Here is a 15,501-nt window from a genome sequence, read left to right as displayed (position 1 = left end):
CGCATTGTTCTTTTGCTCCCATAAGTACGATCATCCTCGTTATCATGGCTCTAGTATTCGGCATTATTTGTTGGAAAATATTTGGGAAAAGTACCTACATAAGATCCGGCAGATAGTAAGCTTTGATAAATAACTAAAGGAGATGGAAAATGAGAGTTCTGGCTATCATGGGCACATCAAGAAAAATTCAAATATATTATAAGAATTAGTATCGGAATTGTCTTCTGAAAATTACCCCTTTATTTCCATCAAATTCTTATTCTTTAAAATAAAAGAATAAAAATGAGGCATCATACATACAGCTTAAGAGATTTTCGATTATTTGTGATCAAAATAAATCTTGGAGAGATTGATCTTGAAAGCTGGGATAAGACAACCCGTAGTTGTCGTATTAGGTCATGTGGATTCAGGCAAAACCTTGTTACTGGATAAAATAAGGGGAACCGCGGTTCAGGCAAGGGAAGCTGGAGGAATGACCCAGCACATCGGTGCTAGTTTCTTCCCAATGGATACGCTGAAGCATATTTGTGGTTCTCTTTTAGTAAAAGTAAAGAGGGAAGTAGAAGTTCCAGGTCTATTGGTCATCGATACACCCGGTCACGAGATATTCGCCACTTTAAGGGCAAGAGGGGGTTCAGCTGCAGATGTCTCCATACTGGTGATAGATGCCCTTCGCGGTTTTGAAAATCAAACGTACGAAAGTATGGAGATCTTGCAAAGCAGGAAAGTGCCATTCGTTATTGCGTTAAACAAGATCGATTTAATACCAGGTTGGAGAGCGGGTCCTTCATCATACCTAGCCGATTCCTTAAAGGTTCAAGATAAGTCCGTAATAGATAAGCTCGATGAGTCTATCTATAGAGTTGTCGGTACTTTATCAAAATTGGGCTTTAATTCAGAAGCTTTCTATCGTGTCAAGGACTTTACGCATGAGGTGGCCATAGTGCCGATCAGTGCGAAGACCGGAGAAGGTATCCCCGAGCTATTAACGGTTTTAATAGGTTTGACTCAACAATACTTGAAGATCAGACTAGCGATCAAATCTGAATTTGCAAGAGGAATCGCACTCGAAGTAAAAGAGGAAGTAGGTCTTGGACATACGGTTGATCTGATCCTTTTTGATGGAGAGATAAGGGTGGGAGACCTGATCATCCTATGCAAGAGAGACGGTGCCATAATATCAAAAGTGAAAGCAATTTTAATGCCAAAACCTTTAGATGAAATGAGAGATCCCAGAGACAGGTTCACTCCTGTCGATAAAGTCCTAGCTGCTGCTGGCGTAAAGATAGTCGCATCAGACCTTGAAGGTGTTCTGGCTGGCTCACCTATTCTAGAGCTTAAAGAAGCGTCGTTAGCTGAAGAGATGAAGAGGAAGGTCGAAAGTGAAGTGAGCAGCGTCTTCATCAGTACAGATAAGTTGGGTGTGATAGTCAAATCTGATACTCTTGGCTCTCTTGAAGCGATAGTCGATATGCTCAAGCGAAGGGAGGTACTGATAAGGATAGCAGACATAGGTCCCGTGACAAGAAGGGATGTAGTTGAAGCAACTACAGTGAAGAGTGTAGACCCTTATCATGGCGTTATCATCGCCTTTGGGGTAAAGTTGTTACCGGATGCCGAAGAGGAGGCTTTGTCGAAGCATATAAAGATCTTCACAGACCCTGTCGTCTATAACCTAATACAGAACTATTCAGACTGGGCTACTTCGGAAAGAGAAGCTGTTGAACAAAAAGAGTTCGTAGCAATAACTCCTCCGTGTAAGATACTAGTGTTAAAAGGGTTGGTCTTCAGGCGAAGCAATCCAGCTGTATTCGGTGTGGAAGTTTTATCTGGAAGGCTTACTCAGAAAGCGACCATGATGAACTTACAAGGAAAGACCCTGGGCACAATACAGCAGATACAAGATAAGGGCGAAAGCATCAGTGAGGCTCCTACGAACTCTCAAGTTGCAATCTCAATCGAGGGTCCGACATTTGGAAGGAACATAAATGACGAAGATATTCTTTACACCCTGCCGAATGGAGAAGAGGTAAAGCTATTATTAAGTAAGTTTAAGGATCGACTGACAGTCGAAGAGATTGAAACATTAAACGAAATTATCGAAGTGAAAAGAAAGGGTACGCCTCTCTGGGCTTATTAATTGGAAAGGGTAACTAAACCTATGCTTTTTTTACCTCTTATGTTATCAAACTAGATAGCAGATATTCCAAGTATTCCTAAATTATCTTAAAAGATTTATTAGTTCAATAAAAAAAGAGTGTCGGTAGTAGATATGCCTACTTTTAAGCTGATAGTTTCGGATCAAGAAACAGGTAAATCGAATGTGTATGAGCTCAAAGATCCTCAAGCTCGTGCCCTTGTAGGGCTCAAGATAGGCGATGAAATCGATGCCTCAGTCTTGGAGCTTGATGGGAAGGTAAAGATCACTGGAGGCAGTGATCGAGCTGGATTTCCAATGAGGAGCGATGTTCAGGGAGGTGTTAAAAAGTACGTTCTTTTAACCAAGGGAGTAGGCTTTAGACCGAAAAATAAGGGAGAAAGGCGCAGAAAGCTTGTTAGGGGAAACACGATAACTGAAGAGATTTATCAAGTAAATGGCATATTGATAAAGACAACAAAAAAGGAAAATGAAATTGGAAAAGATACCTAGACAATCGGAGATAAACATTGGAACAGCAGGGCATGTGGATCATGGAAAGACCACATTAGTAGAGGCTATAACAGGAATATGGGCCAGTTCTCACAGCGAAGAACTGAAACGTGGAATAACGATTAAAGTCGGTTATGCAGATGCTGCTTTCTACAGATGCCCTTCATGCCCTCCTCCCTTAAACTATTCAACATCCTCAAAATGCCCTAATTGTAGTAATAAAAGTGAATTATCAAGAGTAGTAAGTTTTGTCGATTGTCCAGGCCATGAATCCCTTATGACAAACATGCTCTCAGGCGCTGCAGTAATGGATGGTTCACTATTCGTAATAGCCGCCGATGAAGATGTCCCTCGACCCCAGACAAGAGAGCATCTATCAGCATTACAGATGCTGGGCTTAAGGCACTTGGTTATAGCTCAAAACAAGGTAGACCTTGTATCTGAAGAGGAAGCATTATCAAATTTTGAAAAAATAAAGTCGTATATATCTGAAACTCTTTCACAAGATGTCCCGATAATACCGGTCTCAACTCAGCAAAGGCTGAATATCGATGCAGTCATAGAAGCAATAGAAAAATACATCCCTACACCTGAGAGAGATCTCAATACATCTCCTTTGATGTATGTTTTAAGATCATTCGATATAAATAGACCAGGAATGTCTGTTGATGGTCTGAAGGGCGGGGTAATAGGTGGCTCACTACTCGAGGGCAAGATAGAGTTAAATGATGAGATAGAGCTAAGGCCTGGAGTTTTCAATAAACGTACCTCTAATTACGATCCGATCTCAAGCTCAGTAGTGAGTTTAGGGACGAGTTCTGGTCTGGTAGAGAATGTGAAGCCTGGTGGTCTTATTGCCGTTGGAACGAAATTAGACCCGTATATGACAAAAGGGGATGCTCTTGTGGGTCAAGTCTTGGGCAAACCCGATTTGCTCCCACCTATTCATGATAAAGTCACTCTGGATGTCTCTCTTTTTGAAGTTGCTGTTGGCGTTCTAGAATTGGTCAAAATTGAAAAGATCAAGATGAATGAGGCGATCAGGTTGAACATAGGCACAGCTGTCACCCTTGGGACCGTATCTTCAATTAGAGACGATATCATTGAGGTTAAATTGAAGAGACCTGTTTGCGCACCAAATAATAGTAGGACAGCAATAAGCCGAAGAATCGAGGATAGATGGCGTTTAATTGGGTCGGGAGTAATCAAGTAGTTAATATGGCAAAAGTATTACTAGATGCGAGTTTTATTCTGTTATTGGCCAGTAAGCCTTTGACCTCTATTAGAGAAATGGAAGATGCTCTCGGAAAGGCTGAATTATTTCTTCTTAAAGACACGATCAAAGAGCTTGAAGCGATAAGTAAGGGATCGTCGATCAAGAGGTCAAAATTTGCCAAATTAGCATTAAACTTTGCAAGAAAACTTGAGCACATTGATTATACTAGTGAAGGCACTGTCGACGATAGGATACTTGAGTGCGCTTTGGAGAAAAAGTTGATCGTGGCTACTATGGATGCTGAACTCAGAAGGAAGTTAAGAGCCATTGGTCTGCCTGTCATAACCCTTAAGAGAGATAGGATAATGATTGAGGGCGCTGTATTTTAGGTTGTTCATTATAAAATCAATCAAAAAGGCAAAACCAATAAATCCCAATAGCATAAATTAAGCTTGTATAGATTGATTGTCAAGTGTACTGAAGAAGGCTTGATCAAAGCTTCAGAGCTCGTAAAAAAGGGCAAACTTGTCGTCTATCCAACGGATACGGTGTATGGTTTAGGATGTGATCCGTACGATTCAAATGCAATTAGGAGGGTCTTCGAACTGAAATCAAGGGAATGTAAACCTCTCCCCATTCTATGCTCCAACATGGAAACAGTAGAGAAGCTCGTCTTCCTTGACAAAGGTAAGCTAGAATTAATTTCAAATTTCTGGCCGGGACCTTTGACAATAATTGCTAAAAAGAGGGATGAGACTTTACCTCAGATTCTCACATGTAGTAGTGATAAACTCGGAGTTAGAATACCGGATCATTCAGGTGCAAAGAGACTAATAGAGCTTTGTGGTGGAAGTTTAGTGGGCACAAGTGCCAACAAGTCTGGATCAAAATCTCCAAGAACACCTGCTGAAGTTCTGAAGGAATTAAAAGGAGGCTTTGATGTAATGGTTGATGGAGGACCAACACTTCTTGGAAAAGAGTCGACCGTGGTAGATTTCACAGGCAGAAATCCAAAAGTGATAAGGGAAGGGAGCATAAATAAGGCAGAAATCTTGAAGTTTGTAAATGTGTAATATATTTGTTCAAATTAGATTTTTCTATATGAGATTGTATAAGTAAGAGGTTCAAACAATTTTAACTTAAGTCTACACTTAACCTTAATTAAGTAATAACTGAAAAGTGAATGGAATTTACATTCTATACCTTAAAAAGTCAAACTTTTATCAATTTCTAGAATAAAAATAGGCAAGTAGGTAAATAAAAAAATACTATAGTACCATAATATTTCCTTTTCCAAAAGACCATTCTTCACTCTTCGACATCAAAGTACATTATCTTGATAGGTTTAACAACTGTTTCGAAATCAGACTTAAAACGATCATGAAATTCTTTGTCGGTTAGGACGAGCATCTTTTCCCTAGCTTCTACCTTATCGAGAAAGTAACAGTCAGCTAAAACCCTCTTAGCCCTTGTAGTTCTGTAAGCTTTTTCGTTAGTTATACTTACAGATTTTATCTCACCTACTATCGTCTTATCCTCACTTACTATATCAAATCTATAAGGCATTTTCCCGATTAGAAGCGTTCTTCTTTTTACATCCGATGGAAAAATTTTACCATAACGTTTGGCTAGAATATCTCTAATACGTTTCTCTATGATCGTAGTCATTTTAGGCATAATTCTTATCTCTTGATCTTCTACTCTATTACATTTTTCGTTAATGATATTTAATAAAGGAAAAGCAAAATCAAAGATTTAATCCTATTCTAATACATTCTAAAAGAAATTTGGAATATCGTAGTTTTTTTATTTAAGTTTTATAATAAAATGTCGACTTAACGTAAATTAAAATAATCACTTTCAGAAACTTTAAATTACCTCATATAATAATGCTAAATGTCCCATTGTCCTGATAAGGATCATGGACAGATGCGGTCGTCGTCTAGTCTGGTCTAGGACATCAAACCTAGTAGGTATGGAAGCCTGCCACGCTGGCAACCCGGGTTCGAATCCCGGCGACCGCATATTAGTAACGAAATGAACAGTTAAATTAGATTTTCACATCAAGCTTAAATAATCAACATACATTTCAACAAGATATGTCAGAAATAATCATCACAATTATTTCGCCCTTGGCCTCTATTTATGCATCTTCAGATCATTGTAAAACTTGTTATGCGCTAAAAGAAGAAAGTAGGTTTAGAGAATCGAAGGTATCATCAATGGCAAGTCTTAGATCATATGTAACTGTAAATTCATTATCAGAAAAAGAGTTCAAGGAAGTTTTAGGAAAGCTCAATGAAGCATCAGAGATTTGCTGCAATACAGAAAGACCGAATGATGAATGTTATAAAAAGAATCAAGAAGTTATAACTGATACATTAAATTTATTCTTAAAGAGACTTGAAAGTCCGGAAACTAAAAGGAAGTTAGGATTATAGTCCTAGTTACATACAATTAATGCACGTACTATGACGATGTAGAGCGGTGCAAAGACCTTAATCTAGGAGACTACACTCCAGCCATTAATTAGATTGAATCTTATTTTTAAATTTCGGATATGATTTCACTATTAGATATAAATTTCTATACCATTTTTCTTATTATCACAGACTACTAGCATCTTAAAGATGTTGAAAGGAAATGCCACAATTTGCAGATAGATGGAAGAAATCATCATCTCCAACGATTGGTCAAAGAATCAAGGGAACCATAAGGCCAGCAGGACCTCTGAAGCCAAGGCTAGACGCAGCTGTAAGGCAGATCAAAGTCCAGATCTCCAAGCTCGATTCCATTACTACAAAATTAGAGAATAAAGATAATTCCATATTCAAGACGATAGTTATGGCTATTCAAAAACATGATATGCCACATGCATCGATGTTTGCAAATGAACTCGCAGAAATAAGAAAGATGAACAGGATGGCTACACAGGCTAAAATCGCCCTCGAGCAGATAGTATTACGTCTGAACACTGTACAGGAGCTCGGTGATGTAGTCGTAACACTTACTCCTGCAATGGCCGTCATAAGAAATGTGAAGTCAGGCCTTAGTAATGTAATTCCAGAAGCTGATCATGAAATGGGGGAGATCAATAATCTGCTAAGCAGCATCCTTGTAGAAGCAGGACAAGTAGAAGATCGCACACTAAACTTCGATACAGCTAATGAAGATGCCGAAAGAATAATATCAGAAGCTTCAATTGTAGCAGAGCAGAGGATGAGAGATAAGTTCCCAGAGTTGCCTATAGAAGATAGGCTCCCCACTGCTGAAGGTATAGAATGAATCGGTGATGATGAATGAGTATGACAGCCATAATCCCTACAAATTTCAGAAACTTGACACTTCTGTAAGCGGCTAGGGACGGTTGTCTTTCCCTTTTTCTTTTTATAACCTTTCTGTATTCTCTTCTATCAAAAAGTCATAGAAACAATGAAATAATCTATATTTATTTGAATCGAAAATAACAATCGAATATTTGGAAAATCCAGATTGTGTTTGATTTGTTCTGGTTCTTTAAATTTTTCCTGATTCATTTAATTTATTAATCCGATGAATCTTTAGTTTCTTGATATTAAAAATATGACTAAAATAACCAACCATAGATATTCTGATAATGCCTAGGCGTTCGCTAATTAATAAGGCAGGTAATCAATTTGAATTTGCATAAATTCAAGATAACGATCATTCCTACAAGTGAAGTATCGCAGATCGATCTAAACTTCGCCCTCTCTGTATATAAAAGATTCAAAGAATACGCATATTTCGAGCTGCCAGAAAGAGTTCTGAACCTAAATGAGTTTCCTTCCCGAAATACTGCTTTTGGAAAGCAATATCTAGCTGATGCCCTCATTCAAGCTGGTCTTCAAATTCAAGTAGGAGTAAGTGATATCGTTGTTTTACTGACATCAACGGACATCTATACGGGTGGAACGAATTATATTTTTGGCTTAGCCACACTTGGATCAGCATTGATATCGTCTGCTCGAATATACCCCAGCTTTTGGAAGGGTGTGCAAGAAATCATCCGTTATTCTAGTGAAGGAAGGTCTTTCTTCGAAAAGCAGTATGCAAAGGTTCTAATTCATGAGCTGGGTCATGCCTTAGGCTTACCCCATTGTAATAGGTGGGACTGCGTGATGCACTATTCCAACTCTCCCACCGAGCTATATAAGAAAGGTGAAGAGTATTGCCAGTATTGCTGGAAGAAGTTCCTCTCAGCCCTTTTATGTTAATATAGTAGCCAAATTATCGGAATTTATCAAAAATGGACTACCCTAAGAAATGTCCTGTCTGTGGAAGCTCAAAGATCTCTTCAGGAATAAACGGCTTCAAGTGTATTCGTTGTGGATATATCAATAAATTAGATTGACCCGACAAATGATTGGAGATATGCGTAATTAAAAATTAATGTTAATCTTGCTACTATCTAGCAATTAACTTTGATTTTACTTTTTAGCCCTATTCTTTAGGGTTTTATACCGATTTCTGATGGTAACCTCTGTAACACCGGCAGCATCCGCAATTTCCTTCTGAGTTACATTTACGTCGTCAAGAAGACAGGACACATATAATGCTGCACCTGCTTGCCCCATGGGACCTTTTCCAGCTGACATACCTGTTGTCTTTGCATCCTCGAGTATTCCCATGGCTTTTCTAGCAGTCTTCTCGGGGATTCCAGCTTTGCTGGCTATTCTTGTAACGCATTTCCTTGAATCGGTTACAGGCATTTTAAAGTTTAATTCTCTATGAAGGAGTCGATAACTTCTAGCAACGTCCTTTTTCACGACTCCACTCGCTTTTGCTACATCCTTAAGGGTTCTAGGCGTATGGGTCTCTCTACATGCAGCGTAAAGTGAGGCAGCTATTAGGGCTGAGATGGAACGCCCTTTTATCAGATTTTTCTTCAAGGCTTTTCTGTAGATGTAGGCTGCTTCCTCAACGACATTGTGACCTACTCCCAGTTTATCAGCCGATCCATTAAGTATAAAGAAAGCTTTCTCAAGATTGCTATACATAGGTACTTGCATCTGACTCCTCCTATCCCACATCTGCATTCTCTTGACCCTTGCTCTTTCTTGAGGTGTAAATCGTCTACCAGAAGCGTCTACTTTTCCATAACCTAATTTTGTAGCAAGGCCTTTATCATGAATTGCCAAAGATGAAGGCATGCCGACCCTAGCTTTTGCATCCCTATCTTCTTTCGTGAAAGCCCTCCATTCTGGGCTAGGATCAATTTCACTTTCTTTAATTATATAACCACAATTACTGCAGAGTAGCTCTCCACGTATATTATCCTCTAGGATAGAACGCCTCCCACACAGGGGGCAGTATCTAAGGCGCTCATCTAAGTTAGAGAAACTTTGTTTGGGGATCATCTTTAATCAGAACACTAGATTTCATTCTCACAATATTACTTTTTAAAAAGTGATAGCTTAACGCATTGGGGTTCATCTATATAAATTTTATTACATTCGTTTAAAAGAGCATAATGTCCCATCAGAAACGTAAGATTTCGCTTTCATAATACATTAATATGCTATACTATACTATATATTACAATAAATCTTCCCTAACTTCAAAATAATGTTCTTTGTGGTACTTTTATCGTGGCCAAATCTTCTTTTGGAAGAAGCTTCGTCATCGCTTCAGCAGATCTAACTGCTCTTCCTTGATAGTGGTTATTGAACATAATATAGAGGTCTTTAGCTTCTCCTTTCAGTTTCATTATACTTGGAACCCATTCTTTGAGTTCATCAATCGAGTATTCATAGTTATATCTTTCATGAGGTTCTGGAGGATGCCACCATGTTTTTGCATCTACTCTTCCGTGAAACCTAACGTATGCAATCTCGTCGGATGTTGTTGTTGAACTCGGTCTGGGCAAGCCTGGTAGCTTTGGAAGATCTACGTTGACAAAACCTATCCCTCTATCTCTTAAATGGTTAACTACTTTCTCATTCTGCCAACTGATATGCCTAAATTCTACACAGGATGGAGCTTCAAGGCTCATAGTAACTTCCGAAACGTAATCAAGATTTTCTGTGGAATATTTAAAAGAGTAAGGGAACTGTGCGAGTATGCATGCGAGCATGCCTTTTCGAAAGAGGGGATCAATGCTCTTCTTGTAGGGCTCTAGAGTCTCTTCAAACTTTTCTCTTTCATGTGTAAAGGTGCTGGGTGTCTTAACTGTGAACTTGAATTCACGTGGAACCTTTTTCATCAAGGCTAGGAACATCTTAGGATGTGGGATCCTATAGTATGTTGAATCGATTTCAACTACACTGAAGAAACGTGAGTAGTATCTTAGGAAATCCTTCTGTTTCAAAGATTTGGGATAAAACTCTCCTTTCCAGTCAGCAAAGCTATAGCCTGAAGTCCCTATCCAGATCAATATCTACCACTATAAAGATTACTAAGCTTAAAAGCCTATAGATCAAGGAATAAATTAACTCAAGGACAGTGATATTGAGCATTCTTTACACAAATAGAAATTTAAATAAATATCCTCAAGAATGGGTCTTTCATGTCTAAAGAAAATGAAATATTGGAGGAGTTAAGGCGGATAAGAGAGCTACTCGAACCCAAGCCTGCACCACCGCCTCCTAAAGGTCTTTGGGCAGAGTTCTTAGATTTCATGACTAAATATAAGGTCATGGGTCTAGCTGTTGCTTTCATCATGGGCATATATCTTGGTGTATTAGTCAAAGCACTCGTTGACGACCTCATCATGCCAATAATACAGCTAGGGATGCCCTCTGGATTAGTGTGGGAAGAAATGATGGTTGGTCCCTTTAGAATCGGTCATTTTATCGGCGCTTTGATAACTTTCATAATCATAGCTTTTGTGATCTTCCTTCTGGTGAAGGTCACTAAAAAATGGGGCATTAAATAACATAAAGTTCATGAGCAAGAGATAAACCCACTTCCATTTTTTCTCTTATCTCAAGGTCTGGGATCGCATAGAGTCAACGTAATGGCTTCTTCCTTTTCCTAAGAATGATAAACATAATGATCACTGCAGTAAAAATAACACATAATGTAATGATAACTGGTATACTAAAGTATATCTTAGCTTGAGAAGGTATCAATGATGCTTGGGCTACATCTCCTGATATAGTAGTATTTTGCCCCATATGTGTTATACTAGCTGTGTAGGTCCCTTTTGCGACTTGGCTTATTGATACACTTCCATCTCTATCCGATTGCTTCATAATCGTAGTCCCATTAGGTAATATGATAGATATCTTTGTTTCTGAGATAGGCAAGCCAAAAAGATCTGTCACTATAATCTTGAAATCGTAAACTGCGCAGTTTATCATCCATACTTTTGAAGAATTTATGTTGAGAGAAAAGTTGTTTTCTGGCTTGACATCAACCCCTTCCCATAAAATCTTCTCCACAGTCCAGATACCAAAATTCAACCAAAGATCTGAGTAATCATAAAAAGTGAGATCTTCTTCGTTAGGGCCCATAATCCTAAAAGATTTTGGAACAATCGTTCTATCTTTATCGTCTTTGAATATATATGAGTTCAGAAATTGCTCATAATAAATTAAATTCACTTCTGCAGGACTGCCTATCGTTATCGATGTGTTATTGTAACTATACCATCTGTGGTTCGATGAAGATCCTGATGAAGGATTACTGTAATTTGCAGTAGAGTTTGCATCACACCAAACAGTAGCAGGAGAATTATCCCAAATTTCAGTATTAATCGATTCTTCATTAGTAAGGTAAGATACTGTCACGTAATTTGTTGAATTACTTAGAGATGGGCCTATAGTCATAACATTGAATTCAACACTATACTGAACATTGAAGTTAGCAACGATCGTTGTATTCAATAACCCCACGGTTATCGAATGTTCTCTTGCACCACCATCATCCCAACTTGAATAAACATATCTTATATCTTCACCTTCACTCTGTGGCGATGGAGCCTCGATAATATGTACAGAATCACGATACCAGTTGAAGGAGTTTGGAGAAGTATAAAATTCTCCATCAACTTTTATTTCAAGCCCTTCTGGCTCTGTAGTTATCTTATATGTTGATATTATATTACCATATATGTAACGAATTCCAGCTATATCTCCTGCGTTGAGGGATCTTTTTTTCGTTTCGCCTGGGTACGTATAACCGTACATCGTCTCTTCTTTGTATTGTAGATTATAAAGATCGTTTAAATGTAAAGTGTGTCCAGCTTCGTGAGTGCCTATATTTTGAACATCGTACTTGTCACTTTCTCCTGTCGTCGACCATATCTCATCATCATCAAAGACCAGATCGAATTCGGAGATCAGTTTAGTGCTCGTATCATACCAAATCGTACATATCGCTATAGCTCCACCAGGACCGTCAATAGAACCCCAAGATACCACATTATAGTCATCATTAACTGCTCCTTCTCGATCTATTGTCCCAATGTATGTGTAATCCATGAAAGAACCAGGATCGTCTTCCCATTTCTGAAACGATGATTGAACTGCTATGAACTCATTATTAGTATCCAGTGTACCAGATTCGTTGATATAATATTCCACGGGTAAATCTTTCGAATGCCAATGGATTCCCGAGTAGCTATACCCCGATGAGGCCTCGCTATCAAGTGAACTTTTACCTAGGATAGTAAACTCATTTTCTCCTATTCTCTTTAAAAATAACTTTACCTTTTCACCTTCTATTAAACTTGGTACGTTCGAGACAAATAGACCGATCTCTCCAATTTCACCTCCGAGTTTTTTTATCGTTATCTCCTGATTTTCAATGGATTCTTTTAGGCAATCTAATATCGATATAGTAATGTAAGTGTAGATCAAAGTTTCATCTTCATTCCATCGTGATTCGATAGCTTTCACATCCCCGATTATTATATGACTGGCTTTTTCTGTCAGTACTTGATCAAAGTTTATTTGAGGGTCTGATAAATTCACTTGGGATAAAAAAGAACAATTCTTATCTATGTTCAACGATCTTCCTTTTGTAAGTAAATTACTTGGTTTCATTGGCATAATTCCTATAATTATGAGAAGTGTACAAAGCATCAAGATGCACAAATAATAGGCTACTTTCGTGATATGAAAGAATCGCATTAATCCTGTATTCATAATCTCATCTCTTAAGATCCTATGAGGCAAATATTATTCTTAAGTTCGTACTAAATATACTGTATAGGACCGGAGTGTAAACTAATTAGTTAATTGCTTACTTTTAACTATAAACTCCTGGAGGTTCAGTCGCTCCTGGTTTGGCTTGCTTATGAAGAGTTATCAGCTTATCCTCTATCTTCTCAGCCTCTTGATAAAGAGAAGCTATATCAATCTCAATTTCTGGAATTAACTTATCTATCACTTCAACAGCTTTTACAGCTGCTTGTACATCAGGCATTTTTGGATGGACAGGAACCATGAGGCTAATTACGTCAAAATTACTCCATCTACCCTCATTAAGGAGAAGACCCGATATACCAGGTATCGCCCCAAATTCTAATTGCTTTATTTCTTTTAAGGTAAGCCTCTCTCTCGCTCTATCTGTACTCCCCACACAAGTCACAACAGGCTTTTCTTTGTTTACTGGAAAGGTCTCTATCGACCATTCTACAGGTGAGATTATGAGCGAGCAATTCTGTTCTTTCGTCCAATTGAATAACACATTTGCAAGAGGTCTGTAAAGTTTTGGCAAAATCCTGAATTCTGATAAAAAGACTGCTATCTTGAATTTTTCACTAGCATAGATTCTCGCGGGGAACTTGGGTTTATAAGCATATACCATGGATAAAGCTGGGAAGTGAGGGGATTCTAACGCTGCAATCTGGTCAAGATTGAGTGATGCTACAAGATAATTGGCAGCGATTGTATTTACTAAACCGATGCTGGGTAAACCATCTATTACAGTAGCATCACTCAAATTCAATTTTTTAAATTCCCTGATTTCTATCTCATCCAACAAATCTAAATTACCAAGTAGTGAGTATATATCGTTAACTAATCATTCGCAATTCTCAATGATCTATAAAGCTACACTTCTTGGACTAATCTCTTTACAATGTAGGTAATTCTAGTCTTTCAGTGTAAAATCTGTAAAAGGTCATACAATTTAATCATAAGAGTATAATATATTATATATGATCGCAATAGATATTATTTTTCAACCTTCTCGCTATATATCATATTGATTGTTGTCTTCCCTTTGCACTTGGTACATTCTCCTCCCTCTTTGAATACATAATCACCAGACTGGAAAGCTCTCTTAGTTTTCAAATCACAGGATGGACACTCTTCGATCGTATAGACAATAAACCTTGGGCTTTTTTTCAGACCTATAATACTCAAATTATTTCACTTTACTTATAATTACACTTTTAATGAAATTATTGTGAAATGCCAACCGAATTGCCAACCCCTACTACCGCTACTTTATCGCCTTCTTTGGTCTTTTCTTCTATTGTTCTTTTTATTATTTCAATGACTTTTTCTGTTGTTTCAGCTATTTCCTTTTTCATTACAGATATGGCGTCTATAATAGATTGTTTAATTACAATGGCATAAAGCGGGATTTTGAACTTTGAAGCTACCTCTTCTATCTTGAACCTCTCGACACCGATTCCACCTATTGCTGCACCGACTCCTTCCGCTATCTCACCTGTCTTTTCTCCTTCTAACTTTAGGGCTGCATCGATCATAATTATTGCATCTATCTTTACACCCATCTCATTGATCATTCGGGCTATAGCATCGCCTGGTTGTCCTACGTTTCCTCCAGGACCTTGGGCTTTGATAAGGTAAAGTTGGCGACCTTGGTAATCTGATTCACTCATAATTGTCTCTTTAGCAATCGTCTTCTTCTCCTTTTCAATCATCATCTTTCCTACAGCCATAGCTCCTATTCCATCTCCTATAGGTTGAGATTCTTTGAAAGCGTTTATTGCTTTCATAAGAGCATTCGACTCTTCGAGGATCGTAGGCAAGATCATCTGTAGCTGTACGACCCATATATAGCTCATGGTCTTCTTTCCTAGAAGGTAGAAGTGCCTAACTGCTTTGTAGAAATAGTTCAAAGCCGAAGCCACTTCGATAACATTCGCTATATTACTGGTTTGAACGTCTGAAGCGGTAGAGACAAGCTGCTTGATCTCTGCCTTCATCCTATCATCTTTCACATTTATTATATGTTCTAATTTATTTACAATTCCAGCAGGATCTAAACTTATTGGTTGGATGGTGAAGTATTCTAAGAATTGGTCGATTTTCCCACTTAAATTCTCCTTGGATTCGGATATTGTCGTTACATATTCTATCGCCTCTTTTCTAGACTTATCCTTCATCAGCTTTAGTTTATTGAGAGATCGAGATATTTCACCTAATGTTATCCACATCTGTATGCGTTGTCCATAAAGCATGATTATAATGAAAGGGATCCAGAATATCAAGAGCCCTAAGAAGGATGAATCACCTAATCCAGGAATTTGTTGCAATTCAATCAATGTCATTATGACTAAATTATGTAGAAATTCGTCCCTTTTTAGCTTTTTTGCTTAAAAGGAGTGGCGTGAAATATTTGTCTACAAATTCAGTACTCTATTAAGGCTTAAAGAGTTCAGTAAAAATGAATAAAAGTCAGTATCGTTAGAAAA

General features: G+C 38.1%; 16 protein-coding genes and 1 tRNA gene. 10 read left to right on the top strand and 7 right to left on the bottom strand.

The annotated features are described in order from the left end of the window. Nucleotides 1–349 precede the first annotated feature (349 nt). The 5 genes from infB (at nt 350) to L6N96_03485 (ending at nt 4,939) form a co-directional block, all read left to right on the top strand. On the top strand, nt 350–2,140 hold the full coding sequence (infB, locus tag L6N96_03505) for a translation initiation factor IF-2 (protein ID MCP8323225.1): 1,791 nt from the start codon (nt 350–352) through the stop codon (nt 2,138–2,140). Between the two features lie 132 nt (nt 2,141–2,272). After that, the gene (locus L6N96_03500; protein MCP8323224.1) at nt 2,273–2,650 is read left to right on the top strand and encodes a 30S ribosomal protein S6e; all 378 of its coding nucleotides are present in this window, start codon (nt 2,273–2,275) and stop codon (nt 2,648–2,650) included. Then, entirely contained in the window at nt 2,628–3,863 is a 1,236-nt protein-coding gene (locus L6N96_03495; GenBank protein MCP8323223.1) for a translation initiation factor IF-2 subunit gamma, read from the top strand. Before L6N96_03500 ends, L6N96_03495 begins: the two co-directional genes overlap by 23 nt. Beyond that, nucleotides 3,830–4,255 carry a hypothetical protein gene (locus L6N96_03490; GenBank protein ID MCP8323222.1) on the top strand — a complete coding sequence of 142 codons (426 nt, stop codon included), beginning with the start codon at nt 3,830–3,832 and terminating at the stop codon, nt 4,253–4,255. The genes L6N96_03495 and L6N96_03490 overlap by 34 nt, the downstream gene beginning before the upstream one ends. A gap of 72 nt (nt 4,256–4,327) precedes the next feature. Then, nucleotides 4,328–4,939: a threonylcarbamoyl-AMP synthase gene (locus tag L6N96_03485; GenBank protein MCP8323221.1), complete on the top strand. Its 612-nt coding sequence runs from the start codon at nt 4,328–4,330 to the stop codon at nt 4,937–4,939. 235 nt (nt 4,940–5,174) lie between these two features. Here L6N96_03485 and L6N96_03480 read toward each other — a convergent pair whose 3' ends face one another. After that, nucleotides 5,175–5,543 carry a hypothetical protein gene (locus L6N96_03480; GenBank protein ID MCP8323220.1) on the bottom strand — a complete coding sequence of 123 codons (369 nt, stop codon included), beginning with the start codon at nt 5,541–5,543 and terminating at the stop codon, nt 5,175–5,177. A gap of 254 nt (nt 5,544–5,797) precedes the next feature. Between L6N96_03480 and L6N96_03475 the strand changes: the two genes are divergently transcribed. From L6N96_03475 to L6N96_03460, 4 genes are all read left to right on the top strand, one after another. Beyond that, nucleotides 5,798–5,890 (top strand) — tRNA-Gly (locus tag L6N96_03475). 75 nt (nt 5,891–5,965) lie between these two features. Further along, entirely contained in the window at nt 5,966–6,307 is a 342-nt protein-coding gene (locus L6N96_03470) for a hypothetical protein (GenBank protein ID MCP8323219.1), read from the top strand. A gap of 202 nt (nt 6,308–6,509) precedes the next feature. Next, nucleotides 6,510–7,151 (top strand): Snf7 family protein, encoded by a 642-nt coding sequence (locus L6N96_03465; GenBank protein MCP8323218.1) that lies wholly within the window; start codon nt 6,510–6,512, stop codon nt 7,149–7,151. 371 nt (nt 7,152–7,522) lie between these two features. Continuing rightward, complete coding sequence (locus L6N96_03460; protein MCP8323217.1) at nt 7,523–8,101, top strand: archaemetzincin; 579 nt, start codon at nt 7,523–7,525, stop codon at nt 8,099–8,101. Between the two features lie 213 nt (nt 8,102–8,314). On the opposite strand, the gene tfb is transcribed toward L6N96_03460, so the two are convergent. Next, nucleotides 8,315–9,244 (bottom strand): transcription initiation factor IIB, encoded by a 930-nt coding sequence (gene tfb, locus L6N96_03455; GenBank protein ID MCP8323216.1) that lies wholly within the window; start codon nt 9,242–9,244, stop codon nt 8,315–8,317. A 200-nt stretch (nt 9,245–9,444) separates the two neighbouring features. Further along, on the bottom strand, nt 9,445–10,260 hold the full coding sequence (locus L6N96_03450; protein MCP8323215.1) for a DUF72 domain-containing protein: 816 nt from the start codon (nt 10,258–10,260) through the stop codon (nt 9,445–9,447). Between the two features lie 132 nt (nt 10,261–10,392). Here L6N96_03450 and L6N96_03445 point away from each other — a divergent pair, with 132 nt between their 5' ends. Beyond that, nucleotides 10,393–10,761 (top strand): MscL family protein, encoded by a 369-nt coding sequence (locus tag L6N96_03445; GenBank protein MCP8323214.1) that lies wholly within the window; start codon nt 10,393–10,395, stop codon nt 10,759–10,761. 73 nt (nt 10,762–10,834) lie between these two features. On the opposite strand, the gene L6N96_03440 is transcribed toward L6N96_03445, so the two are convergent. The 4 genes from L6N96_03440 to L6N96_03425 all read right to left on the bottom strand — a co-directional run bounded on the left by L6N96_03440 (nt 10,835) and on the right by L6N96_03425 (nt 15,342). Then, on the bottom strand, nt 10,835–12,874 hold the full coding sequence (locus L6N96_03440; protein MCP8323213.1) for a matrixin family metalloprotease: 2,040 nt from the start codon (nt 12,872–12,874) through the stop codon (nt 10,835–10,837). Between the two features lie 205 nt (nt 12,875–13,079). Further along, on the bottom strand, nt 13,080–13,814 hold the full coding sequence (locus L6N96_03435; protein ID MCP8323212.1) for a PAC2 family protein: 735 nt from the start codon (nt 13,812–13,814) through the stop codon (nt 13,080–13,082). Nucleotides 13,815–14,008: 194 nt separating this feature from the next. After that, entirely contained in the window at nt 14,009–14,200 is a 192-nt protein-coding gene (locus L6N96_03430; protein MCP8323211.1) for a hypothetical protein, read from the bottom strand. A 38-nt stretch (nt 14,201–14,238) separates the two neighbouring features. Next, on the bottom strand, nt 14,239–15,342 hold the full coding sequence (locus L6N96_03425) for a DUF1512 domain-containing protein (GenBank protein ID MCP8323210.1): 1,104 nt from the start codon (nt 15,340–15,342) through the stop codon (nt 14,239–14,241). Nucleotides 15,343–15,501: the final 159 nt, after the last annotated feature.

This window comes from Candidatus Methylarchaceae archaeon HK02M2, from assembly GCA_024256165.1.
In the GTDB taxonomy this organism is placed as follows: Archaea; Thermoproteota; Nitrososphaeria; order Nitrososphaerales; family JACAEJ01; genus HK02M2.
The sequence above is the reverse complement of the archived record's forward strand: the minus strand, read 5'-3'. Positions and strand labels throughout refer to the sequence as shown.